23 protein-coding genes are annotated in these 18,470 nt (G+C 63.7%); 17 read left to right on the plus strand and 6 right to left on the minus strand.

The window, feature by feature from the left end:
- The first annotated feature begins 89 nt into the window (after positions 1-89).
- Positions 90-800, plus strand: a complete 711-nt coding sequence (locus tag JT360_RS12510) for a helix-turn-helix transcriptional regulator (RefSeq protein WP_214471926.1) — start codon at positions 90-92, stop codon at positions 798-800.
- A complete protein-coding gene (locus tag JT360_RS12515) occupies positions 797-1,567 on the plus strand; it encodes a response regulator transcription factor (RefSeq protein WP_214471927.1) in 771 nt (256 codons plus the stop codon). Before JT360_RS12510 ends, JT360_RS12515 begins: the two co-directional genes overlap by 4 nt.
- A gap of 23 nt (positions 1,568-1,590) precedes the next feature.
- Here the strand turns inward: JT360_RS12515 and JT360_RS12520 are convergent, their stop codons facing one another.
- The 6 genes from JT360_RS12520 to motA are packed head-to-tail and all read right to left on the minus strand — an operon-like array spanning position 1,591 to position 6,424.
- On the minus strand, positions 1,591-2,025 hold the full coding sequence (locus JT360_RS12520) for a BspJ family T4SS effector nucleomodulin (RefSeq protein ID WP_214471928.1): 435 nt from the start codon (positions 2,023-2,025) through the stop codon (positions 1,591-1,593).
- Complete coding sequence (gene flhB, locus JT360_RS12525) at positions 2,022-3,104, minus strand: flagellar biosynthesis protein FlhB (RefSeq protein ID WP_214471929.1); 1,083 nt, start codon at positions 3,102-3,104, stop codon at positions 2,022-2,024. The genes JT360_RS12520 and flhB overlap by 4 nt, the downstream gene beginning before the upstream one ends.
- Positions 3,105-3,107: 3 nt before the next feature.
- Positions 3,108-4,118 (minus strand): flagellar motor switch protein FliG, encoded by a 1,011-nt coding sequence (locus tag JT360_RS12530; RefSeq protein WP_214471930.1) that lies wholly within the window; start codon positions 4,116-4,118, stop codon positions 3,108-3,110.
- A gap of 46 nt (positions 4,119-4,164) precedes the next feature.
- Complete coding sequence (gene fliN, locus JT360_RS12535; protein ID WP_214471931.1) at positions 4,165-4,551, minus strand: flagellar motor switch protein FliN; 387 nt, start codon at positions 4,549-4,551, stop codon at positions 4,165-4,167.
- A gap of 17 nt (positions 4,552-4,568) precedes the next feature.
- A complete protein-coding gene (locus tag JT360_RS12540) occupies positions 4,569-5,516 on the minus strand; it encodes a FliM/FliN family flagellar motor switch protein (RefSeq protein WP_214472086.1) in 948 nt (315 codons plus the stop codon).
- 32 nt (positions 5,517-5,548) lie between these two features.
- Positions 5,549-6,424, minus strand: coding sequence for a flagellar motor stator protein MotA (gene motA / locus JT360_RS12545; protein WP_202358086.1), 876 nt, complete (start codon positions 6,422-6,424; stop codon positions 5,549-5,551).
- Positions 6,425-6,570: 146 nt separating this feature from the next.
- Between motA and JT360_RS12550 the strand changes: the two genes are divergently transcribed.
- The 15 genes from JT360_RS12550 to JT360_RS12620 all read left to right on the plus strand — a co-directional run bounded on the left by JT360_RS12550 (position 6,571) and on the right by JT360_RS12620 (position 18,207).
- Positions 6,571-7,692, plus strand: coding sequence for a DUF1217 domain-containing protein (locus tag JT360_RS12550; RefSeq protein WP_214471932.1), 1,122 nt, complete (start codon positions 6,571-6,573; stop codon positions 7,690-7,692).
- A gap of 2 nt (positions 7,693-7,694) precedes the next feature.
- A complete protein-coding gene (gene flgF / locus JT360_RS12555; protein ID WP_214471933.1) occupies positions 7,695-8,420 on the plus strand; it encodes a flagellar basal-body rod protein FlgF in 726 nt (241 codons plus the stop codon).
- Between the two features lies 1 nt (position 8,421).
- A complete protein-coding gene (gene fliI, locus JT360_RS12560) occupies positions 8,422-9,822 on the plus strand; it encodes a flagellar protein export ATPase FliI (protein WP_214471934.1) in 1,401 nt (466 codons plus the stop codon).
- Entirely contained in the window at positions 9,803-10,462 is a 660-nt protein-coding gene (locus JT360_RS12565; protein WP_214471935.1) for a hypothetical protein, read from the plus strand. The genes fliI and JT360_RS12565 overlap by 20 nt, the downstream gene beginning before the upstream one ends.
- Positions 10,463-10,716: 254 nt before the next feature.
- On the plus strand, positions 10,717-11,097 hold the full coding sequence (gene flgB, locus JT360_RS12570) for a flagellar basal body rod protein FlgB (RefSeq protein WP_214471936.1): 381 nt from the start codon (positions 10,717-10,719) through the stop codon (positions 11,095-11,097).
- A 2-nt stretch (positions 11,098-11,099) separates the two neighbouring features.
- Positions 11,100-11,516 carry a flagellar basal body rod protein FlgC gene (flgC, locus tag JT360_RS12575; protein WP_214471937.1) on the plus strand — a complete coding sequence of 139 codons (417 nt, stop codon included), beginning with the start codon at positions 11,100-11,102 and terminating at the stop codon, positions 11,514-11,516.
- Positions 11,513-11,836: a flagellar hook-basal body complex protein FliE gene (gene fliE / locus JT360_RS12580; RefSeq protein WP_214471938.1), complete on the plus strand. Its 324-nt coding sequence runs from the start codon at positions 11,513-11,515 to the stop codon at positions 11,834-11,836. Before flgC ends, fliE begins: the two co-directional genes overlap by 4 nt.
- Before the next feature lie 10 nt (positions 11,837-11,846).
- Positions 11,847-12,635 carry a flagellar basal-body rod protein FlgG gene (gene flgG, locus JT360_RS12585; RefSeq protein ID WP_214471939.1) on the plus strand — a complete coding sequence of 263 codons (789 nt, stop codon included), beginning with the start codon at positions 11,847-11,849 and terminating at the stop codon, positions 12,633-12,635.
- 6 nt (positions 12,636-12,641) lie between these two features.
- Positions 12,642-13,202: a flagellar basal body P-ring formation chaperone FlgA gene (gene flgA / locus JT360_RS12590; RefSeq protein ID WP_214471940.1), complete on the plus strand. Its 561-nt coding sequence runs from the start codon at positions 12,642-12,644 to the stop codon at positions 13,200-13,202.
- Positions 13,199-14,440, plus strand: a complete 1,242-nt coding sequence (locus JT360_RS12595) for a flagellar basal body P-ring protein FlgI (protein WP_214471941.1) — start codon at positions 13,199-13,201, stop codon at positions 14,438-14,440. Before flgA ends, JT360_RS12595 begins: the two co-directional genes overlap by 4 nt.
- Before the next feature lie 3 nt (positions 14,441-14,443).
- Entirely contained in the window at positions 14,444-15,031 is a 588-nt protein-coding gene (locus JT360_RS12600; RefSeq protein WP_214471942.1) for a MotE family protein, read from the plus strand.
- Positions 15,028-15,735, plus strand: coding sequence for a flagellar basal body L-ring protein FlgH (gene flgH / locus JT360_RS12605; protein ID WP_214471943.1), 708 nt, complete (start codon positions 15,028-15,030; stop codon positions 15,733-15,735). The genes JT360_RS12600 and flgH overlap by 4 nt, the downstream gene beginning before the upstream one ends.
- 20 nt (positions 15,736-15,755) lie before the next feature.
- Positions 15,756-16,250 carry a flagellar basal body-associated FliL family protein gene (locus tag JT360_RS12610; RefSeq protein ID WP_214471944.1) on the plus strand — a complete coding sequence of 165 codons (495 nt, stop codon included), beginning with the start codon at positions 15,756-15,758 and terminating at the stop codon, positions 16,248-16,250.
- Positions 16,247-16,978 (plus strand): flagellar type III secretion system pore protein FliP, encoded by a 732-nt coding sequence (fliP, locus tag JT360_RS12615; protein ID WP_214471945.1) that lies wholly within the window; start codon positions 16,247-16,249, stop codon positions 16,976-16,978. The genes JT360_RS12610 and fliP overlap by 4 nt, the downstream gene beginning before the upstream one ends.
- 242 nt (positions 16,979-17,220) lie before the next feature.
- Positions 17,221-18,207, plus strand: a complete 987-nt coding sequence (locus JT360_RS12620; RefSeq protein WP_214471946.1) for a flagellin N-terminal helical domain-containing protein — start codon at positions 17,221-17,223, stop codon at positions 18,205-18,207.
- The last annotated feature ends 263 nt before the right edge of the window (positions 18,208-18,470 follow it).

The raw sequence follows: 18,470 nt of genomic DNA on the forward strand, positions 1-18,470 counted from the left end.
TGTGTCTCGTAAAAGTAACGCGTTTTCGGGTTCGGCGGCTGGCTCTCCAGCATCCGGACATCAGAATCGATTCCGGCCAAAAGCAGCAGATGAGCAGTCCCGCCGCGCCTCTTCGATCCGATACACTGGGCTCGCGCCTGACGTCGCGCGGCGATCTCACCAGCTTCTTCATGGAACTGACCGCCGAGATCGGCGCCGACAGCTACATGCTGGTCGCCATCGTCCACGACCAGGATCGCAACGACGCGCGCATCGTCTCCTCGAACTGGATCTTCGACGCCATCGAACTGATCGGCAAGCGGCTGATCGCCAGCCTTGCCCAGGGCACGCTCACCGTCGCGCCCGGCATCCGTCCGAGGCCGCTGGTGGCGGCCGAGGCGCCCGATGCCAACGGGCTGGTCTCAGGCGAAGAGGCCCGCCTCCTCGACGTGCTTGGCCATGCCGAAATCTATTCGCTCAGACTGAATGTCGGCCGCCAGCGCCTGTTCGCGCTGTTCTCGGCGGCGACAGCCGGCCAGATCGACCAGCCGGCGCTGATGAAGGCGCAGCTGAAATGCTGCTACGCGCTTTCGCATATCCCGCAGCTGATCGCCGCCGCGGCGATGCAGGATCCGTTGTCGGATCGCGAGCGCGAATGCCTGTTCTGGGTCTCGGAAGGCAAGACCACCGATGAGGTGGCCGTCATCCTTGGCGTCTCCTCCAACACCGTAAACAGCTACATCACCCACGCCATCCAGAAATTCGCGGCCAGCAACCGTGCGATGGCCATCGCCACGGCGATCAGGAGTGGCATCATTTGAAACAGGCCGACATCAAGGACGCCGCGGAGGCCCTTTTCAACGAGCAGCGCAGCCCCTTCGGCGCCTTCTCGCTCGGCTCCGAAACGCATCACGCCGTCAGCATTCCTGACGCCGTGCGCCGCTGCCGCTGGATATCAGTCGACATCAACGCCTCGGCCTTCGGCCTGTTCTTCGTCAGTCCGTCGCCGGAACGGGCGCGGCTCGTGCCATGCTTTGATTCCGATTATCCCGGCGTTGCGGTGGCGACGAAATTCATTTCAGGCGCCAATGGCGAGGAGATCGTGCGCCACAACCGCCTGTCGACCGAACCGCGCTGGTGGACCGATGACGGCGTGGCGGCCATGGCCGAAATGTTCGGCAATCTCGCCTGGACCGCACAGATGGCGCCACTGACGCCTGGCTCCAGCGGCATAGCCTTTCCCGTCCATGCGGATCGCGGCCAATGCGGCCTGGTCGTTTTCCTGGGGTCGGAGATGGTGCTGTCGCAGGATGCACTCTACGAAATCCACGCCCGCTGCTTCTCCCTATTCGCCGCTGTCGCCCGTATTCGTCCCGGCGACACCGGCAGGGCACGCTCGATCTCCAAGCGCGAACTCGAATGCCTGAAGCTGACCGCCAACGGCAACACCAGCGAAGAAATCGCGCGGCTTCTGAAGCTGTCGGTGCACACGGCCAACCAGTATCTGACGCAGTCGACCCAGAAGCTCAACGCCGTCAACCGCAACCAGGCGGTCGCCAAGGCGCTGCGGCTCGGTCTGATCGAATAGTGCTTGCAGCCGGATAAGGTGCTTCAAAAGGCCAGCGGCTCGACTTTGCGGATACGCGCCTGTTCGATCACCGCCTCCAGAAGTGTCGTATTGTGCTCGGGGTCTTCGCCAGGCTTTTCGAACGAAACGTAATTGACCGCGACCGAGTTGCCGGTCTCGCCGAGCGTCAGCTGGAAATAGACGGTCACCCCGGGCGGCCTGAGTTCCAGGTCGAGCACGATGCGCGGGCTGCCGCTCCAGTCGACATGCGCCTCGCCGCCATGGCCGAGCCTGAGCGTGCCCGGCTTGAAGAACAGCTCCACCGCTGAATCGACCAGGTCCGACAGGCAGGCGAAATGCTCCAGCCGGATGAAGGCGATGTAGTCGGCGACATCGATCAGCCTCAGTTCGCCAACCACCTGCTCGATGGCGCTGGCGACGATGATCTCACGGGATTTTGCGTGCGGTTGGCGGTTCATGAAATCTGTCTGCGCTCAGCCTTTTTCGAGTAGACGATCCGCACCAGTTCGGCGACGGCCTGGTAGAATTGCGACGGGATCACATTATCGACCGAAACTTGCTTGTACATGGAGCGGGCGAGCGCAACGTCCTCGAAGATCGGAATGTTGTGTTCCCGGGCGATCTCGCGGATCTTCAGCGCCACCAGATCCTGTCCCTTGGCCACCACGAGCGGTGCCGAATCCTCGTCGCGCACATATTTCAGCGCGATCGAGAAGTGGGTCGGATTGGCGATGATCAGCGTCGCGCGCGGCACCGCCGTCATCATCCGCTTGCGCGCGCGGTCGCGCGCCAGCGAGCGCAGCCGCGACTTGACGATCGGGTCGCCCTCGGACTGCTTGAACTCGTCCTTGACCTCCTGTTTGCTCATGCGCAGGTCCTGCTTCCAGTGGAAGCGCGACCAGACGATGTCGATCGCCGCGATCAGTCCCATGACGAAGACGATCGCCACCAGTATGTCGACCGCGATGCCGCGAATGACGAGCCCGAAAGCGACCGGATTGGTGATCATCCCGGCGAGCAGCTTGCGGTGATCCTCCGACAGCGTGAAGACGAGCACGGCGATGGCGAAGCCCACCTTTGCCAGGGACTTCAGGAATTCGACCCAGCCCTGGGCACCGAACATCCGGTTCCAGCCCTTGACGATCGAGATGCGCGAAAGCTGCGGCCTGATCCGCTCGCCGACGAATTGCGGCATGTTCTGCAGCACCGAAGCGCCAATGCCGGCGACAGTCAGCAGCACCAGCAGGCTGACGAGGGCGCGGCCCACTTCCAGCATGACGAGCTTGTAGAGCGCGATGACATCGGTCTCCGTGTCCATCGGCCAGGCTTCCGGCTTCTCCAGGAACATCGACAGGAACATACCGAGATCGACGATGGCGTCCCTGGCATAGAAGACGGTGAACACTAGTATGGCGACGAAGGAGGCGAGGATCGCGGTTTCCTTCGAATGGGGCAGCTTGCCCTGTTCGATGGTGTCGCGGATCTTCTTTTCCGTCGCCTCTTCGGTTTTGGAGTCCTTGTCGACGGCGTCGGCCATGCCTTAGGCGGCGTTCTGCGTCGAGGGAAGTTCGAATGCGCCTTCGCGCGACAGCCGGATGGTGGTCGAAACGATGGTCTTGCGCGCCGCCAGGATGTCGGCTGCCGGAATGCCATCCGACCCCTGCCCGAGTTCGGCTTCGATCATGCGCCGCGAGCGCGCGCCGATCGCCGACAACACCGCTTCGGCGAGTGCCGCCGATGTGCCGCGCAGCGCCAGCGTGACCAGCTCGGTCGACAGTCCATCGAACAGCAGCACGCGCGCCTTCTGAGTGAGCAACGGCAGGTCGTCGAAAGCGAAAAGCCTTGCCCGCACACCGTCGAGGTCGGGCGTGCCGGCGGCTTCCAGATCTTGCATGACCTCGTCGAGCTGTGACTTCTCCAGCTCGTTGAGCACACTGGCGACGCGTGCCTGCCCAGCCGACGTGTCCTTGGTCGAGGTTTCCGACAGCACGCTGGCGCGCAGCCGGTTCTCGACGATCCTGGTGGCGGCGGGCGGAACATTGGCCATCGTCACCATGCGCTTGATGATTTCGCCGCGCATCGGCTTCGTCAGCGTCAAAAGCACGCTCGCCGCCGCCTGCGGCGCCAGCTTCGACAGCACCATGGCAGCCGTCTGCGGATGTTCGCCGGCCAGGAAGGCGCCCAGCCGCGAGGGTTCGAGCTTTTCGAGATCGGGCCAGATCGGTGGCGGCCCTTCAGGCGCCGCCTCCGGCTTCTTGTTGCCCATGATGGCGCTCATCTCTTCGGGCGACAGCGACTCGTTGAGGATCGTGTCCATCCTGTCGGCGGAATCGAGCAGGCCGGCACCCTCGGTGAACTCGGCCTCGAATTCGGCGACGATGCGCTCGAGATCGCTCTGCGGAATGGTCCTGAGCAGCCGCGCGCCCTCGATCAGCGCCTTCAGCTCTTCCTGCTTGAAAAATTTCAAGAGACGGCTGGCCGACGGCTTGCCCATCGCCACCAAAATGGCGGCGGCCTTCTGTGCGCGCGTCAGGGTAGTCAGCGTCGTCATGCTGCCTCTCGCTTCCGCTGCCAACGGCAAGCCCCGCAATCCATGTCTAGGCGCCCTTCGTGCCGGCGATGATTTCGGTTAGTCTGATACCGAAGCGCGAGGGGTCGCTTTCGAGCACCGTGATCTCGCCGCGCGCGATCTTGCGGCCGTTGACCACGACGTCGACCGGTTCGCCGATACGGCGGTTGAGCGCCACCGTCGACCCCTTCTGCAGCGCCATCAGGTCGGCAACCGCCATCTCGGTGCTGCCGAGGATGATCTGGACATCGACGGGGATGTTCATGATGACGTTCGAATTGGTCCCTGCGGCCGCCCTGAAGGCCGCATCGGGGCGCTGCTCCTCCTCATGCAGGACCCCGCGCAATTCCTCGATGGCGCGGTCGAGCTGCTCGTCCGGCTGGTCGAGTTCTGCTTCCACTTTGGTCTTGGCCATGCGTCGTCTCCAAAAGCTCAGGCGCGCCCGGCACCGGCCGGCATGAGCCCATCGATGAAATCCTGTCCGGCATCGAAGGGATGCTTGATTCGGACGGTGTAATTCTGCCCCAGTTTGCCAAACTCGCATACGAACAGCGGCTGGCCGCGCGCGCTGAGGCGAGCCCGCGACTGCGCCGTTTCGTCGAAGTCGATGACCTGGCCGACGTCGAGATTGGCGAGGTCGCCAAGCGTCAGCCGCGCCAGCGGCATGGTGGCTTCGAGCGCCACCGTCGAGCGCATCACCTCTTCCGAAAAGCGTGCGCGCCAATCGGTGCCGTGATCGTCCTCGCTGATGCCAACGGTGCCGTCGCGGCTGGCCAGGACGACACGCTGCGGCATCATCACCGTGATGGAGCCACTGTCGACCGGCGTCGAGATGCCAAGGACGATGCGGATCGCGGCACCGTCGCGCAGCACATGCCGCCTGGCCTCGATGCCGGACATGGCCCGCGGCACGGGCAGCCGCAAGTCGAGCGAGCGCCGCCCCGATCCATTCAGCGCCTGCGCCACCTCCTGGAACACCATGGTCGAGACATCGGTCTCGATCGACGACAGGTCGCGCTCGATCGGCGATGCGGGCATGTCCGGATCACCGCCGAACAGCGTCGAGACCATGATCGCGATCGCGGGAGCATCGATGACGAGCGTCATCGCGTCCGAGGACGCCGGCGAGCCGACCACGGTCATGGCGAAATTATCGCCGGCGCGCGAGCGCGCCTCGGGGACGCGGCTGATCTCGACCGCCTTGAGGTCGACGATCACGGGAACGCCAAGCTCGCTCGCGAGCCCCTTCTGCAGCAGCGGCACGGCGCGTTCGGCCATGGCGCGGCCGGCGTCGTTGACCTGATCGGCCTCGCCGCTGTCGCCGACCAGACGCTCGATGATCAGCGAGCGCGCTTGCGCGGGGCTGCCTGGGCTGGTCATGAGCGTGTCGGCACCGATCTGTCGTGCATCGCTCAAGCGGCCTTCTTCTCGGCGCTGCCGGTGTTCATCGTGCTCTGCTCGACGGCGTCGATGGTCGGCCGTTCATAGGATGAGATGGTCTTGCGGCCGAACTCGATGGCCACCTGCGGCAGCGCGCCGTTCATATAGGCGAGCAGCGTCTGCTTGACGATGATGTAGAGGCGGTTCTTCTTCTCGCGCACCGTCTTGATCTTGGTGGCGACGGGCCCGACCACGGCGTAGGACAGGAAGATGCCGAGAAAGGTGCCGACCAGCGCCGCGCCGATCAGGCCGCCGAGGATTTCCGGCGACTGGTCGAGTGCACCCATCGCCTTGACCACGCCGAGCACGGCGGCGACGATGCCCAGCGCCGGCAGGCCGTCGCCGACCGCGACCAGCGCGTGATAGGCCTTCATCTTGTCGGACTTGATGGTCTGGATCTCCTCATCCATCAGCGCCTCGATCTCGTGCGAGCGGGCATTGCCGATGATGATGATGCGGCAGTAGTCGCAGATGAAATTCATCAAGTCGTGATTCTTGAGTACGGTCGGAAACGCCTGGAAGATGGCTGATTCTTCCGGGTTGTCGATATGCGCCTCGACCTCGCTGCGCGACTTCGAGCGCAGTTCGCGCATAAGGCTGTGCAGCACACCGAGCGTTTCCAGATAGTCCTGTTCCTTCGGCACCGCCTGTTTGAAGGCTTCCAGAATGCCCCTGCCGGTATCCTTGACCGTCTTCATCGGGTTGGCGACCAGGAAGGTGCCCAACGCAGCGCCGCAGATGACCACGGCTTCCCACGGCTGGACCAGCACGTGCAGGTGCCCGCCCATGGCCATGAAGCCGCCAAGGACGCAGCCGAGCGTCACCACAAGTCCAATGAGAATGCCCACGACAGGTCCTTCCGCATTTCACGTCGGTTGCAAGGGATAGTCCCCGTGCCTTGTGTGAGGCTTGAATCTGAACCGCCGGACTGATTCAGTTTCGCGCAAGGAAGTGAGGCTATTGTGCCGGCATAGCTTCGGCCGGAGGCACGTCCTTGCTCAATACCTTTACCAGCTACCAGTTGATCACCAAAGACATCTCGAAGTCGATCGACCGCATCGAGCAACAGCCGACGGTCGATCGCGATACCAAATATTATCTCGCCAACATCACCAAGGTGAAATCGATCGACGATTTCGTCAACAATGACCGGCTGTTCAAATATGCCATGAAGGCCTACGGGCTGGAGGACATGGACTACGCCAAGGCCTTCATGGTCAAGGCGCTCAAGGAAGGTGTGTCCGATTCCAACAGCTTCGCCAACAAGCTGACCGACAAGCGCTACGCCCAATTCGTCAGCGCCTTCAACTTCGCCGCCAACGGCGCCGATGCGACGATCTACAACAAGGCGCAGCAGCTGGTGACGAAGAACTATGCCACGCAGGCGCAAATCGCCGGCCTCGATCCGAATTCGGATTATGTGAAGGGCGAGACGACTTACTACCTCGCCAACATCACCAAGGTGAAGTCCGTCGACGACCTGATGTCGAACAGTCGGCTCTATACCTACGCGCTGGCAGCGTTCGGTCTCGATTCGGCGACCGAGGACAAGGACCTCATCAAACAGGTCCTGCAGGGCGGCGTGCGCGACCCCAACAGTGTCGCCAACAAGCAGACGGATCCGGCCTATGCCGCGCTGGCCTCGGCGTTCAACTTCGAGCAGTACGGCGAGAACGCCACCACGATCAATCCGGCACAGCAGCCGACCGTCGACAAATATATGCGCCAGACCCTGGAGGAGGACGCCGGCAACACCAATCAAGGTGTGCGGCTGGCGCTTTATTTCCAGCGCAAGGCGCCCGACATCACCAGTTGGTACGACGTGCTGGCCGACACGGCGCTTGCCAGCGTCGTGCGCACTGCCCTTGGCCTGCCCGATTCCTTTGCCACCGCCGACATCGACAAGCAGGCGCAGCTCTTCGGACAGAAGCTCAACATCTCGGATTTCTCCGACCCCGAGAAACTCGGCAAGTTCCTGACCCGCTTCACCAGCATGTACGAGATCAACAACCCGACCTCGACGGCCGTGACATCGGTCAGCGTGCTGTTTGCGCAGCCAGTCACGGTCGGCATCTCCACCGATCTGATGATGGCCATGCAGAAGTTGAAGTTCTGATCATGCGGGACAGTCTCTACGTTGCCCTTTCCGCGCAGATGGCGCTCGAGCGCCGGCTCGACACGATCGCCGACAATGTCGCCAACGCCAACACCGTCGGCTTTCGCGCCACCGGCGTGAAATTCGAGGATGTGGTGTCAGGCACCGGGCAGAAATCGGTGTCCTTCGCATCGTCGGGCAAGACCTATCTTTCAGGCGCCCACGGGTCCCTGAGTGAGACCGGCAATCCGTTCGATTTCGCCATCCAGGGCGACGCCTGGTTCGCCATCGACACGCCGGCCGGCACCGTCATGACCCGCGACGGCCGCTTTTCAATGAACGAGAACGGCGAGCTGATGTCGATCGAAGGCCATCCGGTGCTCGATGCCGGCGGCGCGCCGATCCAGCTCGATCCCCGCAACGGTCCGCCCAAGGCCGGCGCCGACGGCTCGCTGCGCCAGAACGACCAGCTTGTCGGCTCGATCGGCCTCTACAATTTCGACCCGGGCCAGAATTTCGTCCGCTACGGTAATTCCGGCATCGTGCCTCCGCGCACCCCCGACCCGGTCACCGATCGCTCCGACGTTGGCATAGCGCAGGGCTTCGTCGAGGAATCTAACGTCAATCCGGTGCTGGAGATGACCCGGCTGATCATGGTCCAGCGCGCCTTCGAAAACACCGCGGCCCTGATGCGGCAGACGGATTCCTCCACCGACGAGGCGATCAAGACGCTCGGCTCGAAGTCGTAGCATGTCATCAGGCCAGCCATCCATCCGTGCACCTGAAAGACAGGTCCAGCCGGCGCCGGAGGATCGGCTCGCCGCGTTGGAACGGATATGGCGGCGCTTCAGCAACGCCGATGGGCTGGTCAAGCGTGGCGGTCTCGTCACCGAAGTCACGCCCACGCATTACAAGGTGCGCGGCCTTTCCGATTTCGCCAGGCTGGGCGACATCGTCGAGCAGCGCGGCCAGGCCGGTGCGCGCCGCGGCGAGATCGTCAAGATCAGCCGCGACGAGATCGTCATTGCTCCATTTGAACGCAGCGCCGATGCCGGTATCGGCGATGCCGTCTTCCGCAGGGGTCCGCTCGCGGTGGCTCCGCACGGCTCATGGCGCGGCCGCACGATCGACGCGCTCACCCGCGCGATCGATGGCGGTCCGCCGCTGATCAGGGGCGACGACATGACGGGCGGCGCCACCACGCCCGGCGCCATGGCGCGGCAGCGCGTCGGCACGGCTTTCATGACCGGCGTCAAGGTCATCGACATCTTCACACCGCTGTGCTTTGGCCAGCGCATGGGCGTCTTTGCCGGTTCCGGCGTCGGCAAGTCGACGCTGCTCGCCATGCTCGCCGGCGCCGACGCGTTCGATACCGTGGTCGTGGCGCTGATCGGCGAACGCGGCCGCGAAGTCCGCGAATTCCTCGAGGACACGATCGGCGACAGCATGGCCAAGACCGTGGCCGTCGTCGCCACCAGCGACGAGAGCGCCATGATGCGGCGGCGTGCGCCCGACACCGCCATGCGTGTCGCCGAGCACTTCCGCGACCAGGGCCACCGTGTGCTTCTGGTGCTGGATTCGATCACCCGCTTCGCCCATGCGCTGCGCGAAGTGGCGACGGGAACCGGCGAGTCGCCGGTCGCCCGCGGCTATCCCGCCTCGGTTTTCACCGAACTGCCGAAGCTGTTGGAACGCGCCGGACCGGGAGCCGAGGGGAAAGGATCGATCACCGCCATCATTTCGGTGCTGGTCGACGGCGACGACCACAACGATCCGGTCGCCGATTCCGTGCGCGGCATCCTCGACGGCCACGTCGTGCTCGACCGGGCGATCGCCGAACAGGGCCGCTATCCGCCGGTCAATCCGCTGTCATCCATATCGCGCCTCGCCGGCAAGGCCTGGAGCATCGAACAGCGCGCTTTGGTGACGCGGCTGAAGTCGATGATCTCCCGCTTCGAGGACACGCGCGACATTCGCCTGCTCGGCGCCTATCAGGGCGGCGCCGACGCCGAGCTCGACATCGCCGTGCGCCAGGTGCCGCTGATCTACGAGGCATTGACGCAGTCGCCCAGGGACCGCCCGTCAGCCGATCCGTTCTCCGATCTCGCCCGCCATCTCAAGGGAAAGCAAAATGCCGAACCAGGAGACTGAGCTTCAGCACACCGAGCGCCTCCTGCGCGAGATGATCGCCGAGGCGAAGGCCAATGAACAGATCGAGGCCAGCCGCAACTCGGTCATCGACGGCCTCTTTTCGGCTTCGCAATGGCCGCAACCCCCGAAGGCCGCGTTTCCCAGGCTGGGCAAGAAGGCGGACCGGCGCAGCGACTTCGTTATCGCCGCGCTCGGCATCACGCTCGGCCTGATCTGTGCCCTGTTCCCCTGGTATATCTTCTTCAACCAGGAACAGTTCGGCGTGCAGGCGATCAAGTTTGGCGGCACCGGCACCAATTCGGGGCGCGAGGGCGGTGGCGTGGTCGCCGAGCGCAGCGCGCCGCTGACGGCCAAGGATGTTCCCAACGCCAATATCGATTTGCTAGCCACCGGGACCGTGCAGGATGATGCAGCCCCGGCACAGGCGCCCGGCGACCAGCCCTTTCCAGCCGATGTGGCGAAATTCCGCATGGTCCATGTCGCCAACGGCCGCGCCATGATCGAGGACGACGCCGGCCTGTGGATCGTCCAGCGCGGCTCGACGCTGCCTGACTCAAGCACGGTGTCGTCGATCGAGCAGCGCAACGGCAAATGGGTCATGCTGACCAGCAGCAACCAGTTGATCCCGCTTTCCAGGTAAGGCCGTCGCGGTTCTGCCCTCTAAATCTAGAGAGATAGAGCGATGTCGCCCGAAAACCGCCTCACACTTTTCGGCGCCATGCTTTAGAGCAATTCCAGGAAAAGTGTGAAACGGTTTTCCGTCCGGAATTGCGTCAAAACAAAGAGATGGAGGGGTTCTCCGTTTCGGTGAAACGGTGAAACCCTCTAGCGGCCGTCCGCAAGGTCCGCGCAAGACTGGCGGCCTAGTCTTTGGGCACATCCCCGGAGATTCCCATGGAGCCCGTTTCCCTTTTCGATCTCGCCGCCAAGCAAGCGCAGTGGCTTTCCGTGCGCCAGTCGGCGATCGCCGGCAACATCGCCAACGCCAACACGCCGGGCTACACGGCAAACGATGTCGAGCCCTTCGAAAAGGTGCTCGACCGTACCGCGGTGTCGCTGCAGACCACCGAGGCCGGCCATCTCGGCAGCGCGGCGACCAATGCCGGCTTCACGATCAAGCCGCAGGTAGACGATGGCGTGGTCCTGCCGTCCAAGAACTCGGTCGTGCTGGAAGATCAGTTGTTGAAAGCCGGTGAGGTGCGCCGCTCCTTCGAGCTCAACACGGCCATCGTCAAGGCGTTCCACTCGATGATGATGATGGCGGTGAAGAGCTGACCATGGACGCGCTGACCGCAGCCCTGAAAGTCGCAGCATCCGGCCTCGGCGCCCAGTCCGAGCGCTTGCGTGTGGTTTCCGAAAACCTCGCCAATGCCCAGTCGACCGGCACCACGCCCGGCGCCGACCCGTATCGCCGCAAGACCATCAGCTTCGTCTCCGAACTCGACCGGACCTCGGGCAGCTCGACGGTTGAAGTGAACTCGATCGACCGCGATCCGAGTGCCTTTCCCGTGGAGTTCCAGCCCGGCAACGAAGCCGCCGACGAGAAGGGCTACGTCAAGATGCCCAACGTCAACACGCTGGTCGAAATGGCCGACATGACCGAGGCCAACCGCTCTTACGAGGCCAACCTGCAAGTCGTGAAGCAGGCGCGCGACCTCATTTCAATGACCATCGACCTGATGAGGAACCAATGATCGTGAACGGCATCGGCGCGCTTAACCTGAAGCCCGGGCTGGGCGATACGGCGACCGACCTGCTTCAAGGCGGCGTCGCGCCCGCGACATCAGGCAACATTGGCACTTCATTTGCCGAAGCTGTGAGCCAGGCGGCCTCCAAGACCGTCAACACGTTGCAGAATGCCGAGCAGGTGTCGCTCCAGGCACTCAAGGGCGATGCCGACACCCGCCAGGTCGTCGATGCCGTGATGAGTGCTCAGCAGGCGCTCCAGACCGCCGTCGCCATCCGCGACAAGGTTGTCTCGGCCTATCTCGAAGTCAGTCGCATGGGTATCTGAGGAGCAGGCCATGAAAGCACTCTCGATCGCCGCCACCGGCATGAATGCCCAGCAGACAAACCTGGAAGTCATCGCCAACAATATCGCCAACATCAACACCACCGGCTATAAGCGGGCGCGCGCCGAATTCTCCGACCTGCTCTACCAGGTCGACCGCACGCAAGGGGTGCCCAACCGCTCCAACGCCTCGCTGGTGCCGGAGGGTGTTTCAATCGGCCTCGGCGTCAAGACGACGGCCGTGCGCAACGTGCACACACAGGGCGAACTGACCAGCACCGGCAACAGTTTCGACATGGCACTGACCGGCAGGGGCTGGTTCCAGATCGAAGGCGCCGATGGCGGCACGCTCTATTCCCGCGCCGGCGCGTTCAACACCAACGCCACCGGCCAGCTGGTGACCGTGGACGGCGCCAGCGTCATTCCGGCCATCACGGTGCCGACGGATGCGGTCGAAGTCATCGTCAACAAGACCGGCCAGGTCTTCGCCCGCATCGACGGCCAGACCGCGCTCCAGAGCCTCGGCCAGCTTCAGATCGTCAACTTCGCCAACGAGGCGGGCCTCGCACCGCTCGGCGACAATCTGTTCCAGGAAACGACGGCCTCCGGCCCGGCCAATGTCGGCGTGCCCGGCGATCCCGGCTTCGCCACCATCCAGCAAGGCTATCTCGAGGCTTCCAACGTCGACCCGGTCAAGGAAATCACCGAGCTGATCTCGGCGCAGCGCGCTTATGAGATGAATTCAAAGGTCATCCAGGCCGCCGACGACATGGCCTCGGTCGTTTCCAAGAACATCAGGTAACGGATGATGGTCATGCCGATCTCCTGCTCCGCATTCCGCCGCGCCGCGCTCATCCTTGCGCTGGTGGCCGGCGGCATGCCGGCCTTCGCCCAGGAATCGACAGACCAATCGGCAAGTCAATCGACCAGCCAGTCGTCCGGCCAATCGACGACGCGGACCGCCAGCAATCAGCCTGCCGGCGAGGTCGTGCTGATCCCCAACCGGGTCATCTATCCCGGCGAGACCATCGAGCTCACCGCGCTGAAGCAGGTGACCCTCGTCCCAGGCAAGCACAAGCCCGATGCGGTGGCGACCCGTGCCGAAGAACTTCAGGGCAAGATCGCCAAGCGCACGCTGCTGCCCGGCCGCTACATTCCCTCCACCGCCATCCGCGAAGCCTGGCTGGTCGAACAGGGTGCTGCAGTGCAGGTCTTCTTCATCGCCGGCGGGCTAACGATCACCGCCACCGCCGTGACCTTGCAGCCAGGATCTGCCGGCGATCTCATCAAGGTCCGCAACAGCGACAGCGGCAAGATTCTCTCCGGCACGGTGATGGCCGATGGAACCATCCAGGTCAGCGCTTCATGATGCGCCCGCTTGCCCTTCTGCTCGCGGCCGCGCTCGGCCTGCAGCCGGCCTTCGCCGACGGCCTGACCCCCAAGGCCAAGCGTGAGCTCGCGGCCAAGAATGGCGGTGTCTACGACGATCCGGAATATGATCCGGCCACCACCGCCCGCATGTTCCGCGTTTCGCCCGGGCCAAGCTCGCTGCCGCCTGGCCAGGTCGCCTCGCGCATCAAGGACATCGCCCAGCTGCAGAGTTCGCGCGACAACCAGCTCGTCGGCTACGGCCTTGTCATCGGGCTCGCAGGATCGGGCGACAGCCTGCGCAATTCGCCGTTCACCGAACAGTCGATCCGCGCCATGCTGGAAAATCTCGGCATCGCCACAGAGGGCGGCAGCGCACGCGCCAAGAACGTCGCCGCCGTCATCGTCACAGCTAATATGCCGCCCTACGTGCAGTCGGGCGCCCGCATCGACATCGACGTTTCCTCCATGGGCGACGCCACCTCGCTCGCCGGCGGCACGCTGATCATGACGCCGCTGAAGGCGGCGGACGGCGAGATCTACGCCGTCGGCCAGGGCGCCGTCATCGTTTCCGGCTTCACCGCCCAAGGCCAGGCCCAGCAATTGACGCAAGGCGTGCCGACCGCCGGCCGGGTGCCGAATGGCGCCATCGTCGAGCGTACGGTGAAGGCCGAGTTCGACGACCAGGCGATCTTGACGTTGCAATTGCGCAATCCCGATTTTTCGACCGCCATCCGCATCGCCGACGCGATCAACGACTACACCAGCCAGCGCTTCGGCATGCGCGTGGCGGGCGAGCGCGATTCCCGCACCGTGCAGATCGGGCGGCCGAAGAACGTTTCGGCGGCTCGCTTCTATGCCGAGATCGAAAATCTGGTGGTCGAATCCGACACGCCGGCCCGTGTCGTCATCGACGAACGCACCGGCACCATCGTCATCGGCAACGACGTCAAGATCTCGCGCGTCGCCATCAGCCACGGCACGCTGACCGTGCGCATCACGGAAGCGCCGCGCATCGTGCAGCCCGAACCCTTCTCCAAGGGTGTAACCGCCGTCGAACCTTTCACCGCCATCGACGCCAGCCGGCCCGACGCCCGCGTCGCAGTGCTCGACGGGCCCGACCTGCAAACCCTCGTTTCCGGCCTCAACCGCCTCGGCGTCAAGCCGGACGGCATCATTGCCATCCTGCAAGGCATCAAGTCGGCCGGCGCCCTGCAAGCCGATCTGGTTCTCCAATAGGCGATGCCGATGATCCCCTTCCTTTTATCCCATGAAAGACCCCGCCCCCGCGCCATCCTGTTCGCGGCCGCGGCTCTCGCGGCCATGTCCGCTTCCGGCGGCGGCGCCCATGGCGAGGATGCCGTTCGGCAGGTTCTGTCCGGAGCGCAGCCCGCGGTGGCGCCTCAGCAATTGACGCGGGAGAAGGCGCCGGACCAGAGCGAGATCGAGCGCTTCTGCTCCAACATCGCCGACGCCGCCCGCGACCGCCGCTATGCCTTGCAAGCCGAGGAATTGAAGCAGCTCCAGGCCGGCATCGACGAGCGCATGAAGGCGCTGGACGCGAAAAAGGCCGAATACGAGACTTGGCTGAAGCGGCGCGAAGTGTTCCTGGCCCGGGCCGAGGACGGCGTCGTCAAGATCTACGCCGGCATGAAGCCCGATGCGGCGGCCGAACGCCTGGCAATCGTCAACGCCGACCTCGCCGCGGCCATCCTGATGAAGCTCGATGCGCGCAAGGCCGGCGTCATTCTCAACGAAATGGACCAGAAGGCGGCGGCGACGCTCACCGGCATCATGGCCAGCGCGGCCCGAAGGGTAGATCCGTCATGATCCGCAGAATGCTTGTCCTGTGCGCGGTCGCGGCGCTGTCCGGCTGCGGCACCAACCTCAGGGAGGTCGGCAAGGAACCAGCGCTGTCCCCGGTGGGCTCCGGCATCGACGGCGGCGACGCCGGCTCTCTCTACAAATACCCCGAGACGCCGCGCGCACCGGTCAAGAAGTTCTCGCTGTGGGACGATCGCCAGAGCCGGCTGTTCACCGATCCCCGCGCGCTGTCCCAGGGCGACATCCTGACCGTCAGGATCAAGATCAACGACCGCGCCAACTTCAAGAACCAGAACGACAGGAGCCGCACCGCCAACCGCACGCTCGGCCTCGACCTCAGCGCGCAGTGGGACAAATGGAGCACCGCCGGCAAGGGCTCCGGCACGATCAACTCCGCCACCGACACAACCGCCGACGGTGAGATCAAGCGCTCGGAAACGCTGGAGCTCAATGTCGCCGCCATCGTTACCGACGTGCTGCCAAACGGCAATCTGATGATCACGGGTTCGCAGGAGGTGCGCGTCAACGCCGAACTCAGGGTGCTGACCATTGCCGGCATCGTGCGGCCGGCCGATATCGGCGCCGAGAACACGATTCCCTACGAACGCATCGCCGAGGCGCGCATCTCCTACGGCGGGCGCGGCCGCATCACCGAGATCCAGCAGCCGGCCTACGGCCAGCAGGTTCTCGACCAGGTTCTTCCGTTCTAGGGATTGGGGAACAAAGCACCGTGGCCAATGTCGAACAGCTTCAGCCCCGCAAGGGTCCTTCCCTTGCCGTCCAGGGCGCCATGCTGCTGGTGGTGACGGCCGCCGCCATCGGTATGGGCTGGCTGTCCGGCGGCTATCTCAAGGGCGTCGGAGCACCATCATCGGTGCCGGTCGCGCCGGAGAATGAGGGCAAGGTCGACCAGCCCGCCGCCGCGCAACAGCCGGGCACCGGGCCGACGCTTGTCGCGCTGGCACCGATCACCACCAACATCGCCTCGCCTGCCGACACCTGGATCAGGGTGGAAGCATCCGTGGTCTATGACGCGCCGCAGCTGCCGGCGATGGCGGAGGACATCCAACAGGATCTTCTGGCCTTCGTGCGCACGTTGAAGATGCACCAGATCGAGGGCGCGAGCGGCTACCAGCACCTGAAAGCCGATCTCGAGGAACGCGCCTCGATCCGCAGCCAGGGCCACGCCAAACAAGTACTCATCAGGACATTGCTGCTCGAATGAGAAAATTCCTTCTTGCCGTGGCGCTGATCGGTGCCGCCACGTCGATCGCGACAGCCCAGCAGCTGGACCTCGGCGGCATCGGCAAGGCCGACGGCACCACCGTCGGCTACATCATCCAGATGTTCGGCCTGCTGACCGTATTGTCGGTGGCGCCGGGTCTGCTGATCATGGTCACCAGCTTCACCCGTTTCGTCATCGCCTTCTCGATCCTGCGCGCCGGCATCGGCCTGCAATCGACGCCGGCAAACCTCATCCTGATTTCGCTGTCGCTGTTCATGACCTTCTATGTCATGGCGCCGACCTTCGATCAGGCCTGGAACACCGGCGTCAAGCCGCTGATGGACAACCAGATCAGCCAGACCGAGGCGTTCGAGAAGATTTCGGATCCGTTCCGCACCTTCATGCTGCACAATGTGCGCGACAAGGATTTCGACCTCTTCGCCGACCTCGCCCGCGAGCGCGGCCAGGTGGTTGCCAAAGAGACGGTCGACCTGCGCATCCTGGTGCCAGCCTTCATGATCTCCGAGATCCGCCGTGGTTTCGAGATCGGCTTCCTGATCGTATTGCCGTTCCTGGTCATCGATTTGATCGTGGCCACCATAACCATGGCGATGGGCATGATGATGCTGCCGCCCACCGTGGTGTCGCTGCCGTTCAAGATCCTGTTCTTCGTCCTGATCGACGGCTGGAACCTGCTTGTCGGCAGCCTGGTGCGCTCCTTCACCTGACCTCGCCGTCTCGCAGAGCCTCGACTGTCCGGAAGAACCGGGCAGTCGGGAGACGCCATCGAATTTTTCTCCAATTATTTTCGATTAACCGTCCGGTTTAGTCCTTTGGTAGGGACTAGCCGCCATAGTCGCTCGCAGATGGCGGGTGACCTGTTTCAACGGTCATGGGCATGATGCCGCTCCGTCATACCGGACAAGCCGGTATGTCAAAAAAACACCCGTAAAATCAAGGTACGAGTATCATGTCCAGCATCATGACGAACACCGCCGCGTTGACCGCGCTGCAGAGCCTCAACGCCACCAGCAAATCCCTCCAGGACACCCAGGCCCGCATCTCGACGGGTTACCGCGTCTCCCAGGCTTCCGACAACGCCGCCTACTGGTCGATCGCCACCACGATGCGCTCCGACAACCAGGCTATGTCCACCGTTTCGGACGCGCTCGGTCTCGGCGCTTCGAAAGTCGACACCGCTTACACCGGCATGAACAGCGCGATTACCACGATCAACCAGATCCAGCAGAAACTGACCGCATCTTACGGCCAGACGGATGCGTCGAAGGAAAAGACCCAGGTCGAAATCGCCGCTCTTCAGAAGCAGCTGAAGTCCTATGCCGACGGCGCCACCTTCTCCGGCACCAACATGCTGTCCGTAAACAGTGGCACGGCCACGACGGCTGCCGACGTCAAGATCGTTTCGGCCTTCAACCGCAGCGCCACCGGCGCGGTTTCAATCTCCACGATCGACGTCAACGTGGAAAGCATCAAGCTATATGAAGCCGGTGCTTCAGCGACTGCCAAAGGCATCCTCGACACCGACCGCCTCGGCATCTCCGGCGTTGCTGCAGCGGCCTCGGCCCCGACCCTCGGCGCTGCCGCGGCTGCTACCGACACCTATTCGGTCGCCTCGTTGAAAATCTTCTCGGGCACCACGGCCGCCAGCGATACCCAGATCCAGCAGATGATGACCGTCGTCGACGCCGCGCTCAAGGATATGACGACCGCCGCCACCAAGCTCGGCGCCGCCAAGAGCTCCATCGACCTGCAGAAGACCTTCACGCAGAACCTGATGGACTCCATCGATCGCGGTGTCGGCCAGCTCGTCGATGCCGACATGAACAAGGAATCGACCCGTCTGCAGGCCTTGCAGGTCCAGCAGCAGCTCGGCGTCCAGGCGCTGTCGATCGCCAACGGATCGTCGCAGTCGATCCTGTCGCTCTTCCGCGGCTGATCGCGCTCAACCGATTACATCAAGCAAACGGGCCGCGCCAAAAGCGCGGCCCGTTTTGCGTTTGCTCCAGCCCCGCGCAATCCTCGTTCCTTAACCCTCGAAAGCGAGCCTTTAACAGGCCGTTAACCATAACGCGCTAGTCATGGTTAACCAATAGCTTACAACGGATTGGCGAATCGGCCCGGTCGGCGCGACGGCAATCCATGGGCGGGCCAGGCGGCTCGCGAGGGCAACGCCGGTTTTGAGAAACCGGCCTGGAAAAA

This window comes from Mesorhizobium sp. dw_380 (assembly GCF_018588885.1).
In the GTDB taxonomy this organism is placed as follows: Bacteria; Pseudomonadota; Alphaproteobacteria; order Rhizobiales; family Rhizobiaceae; genus Mesorhizobium.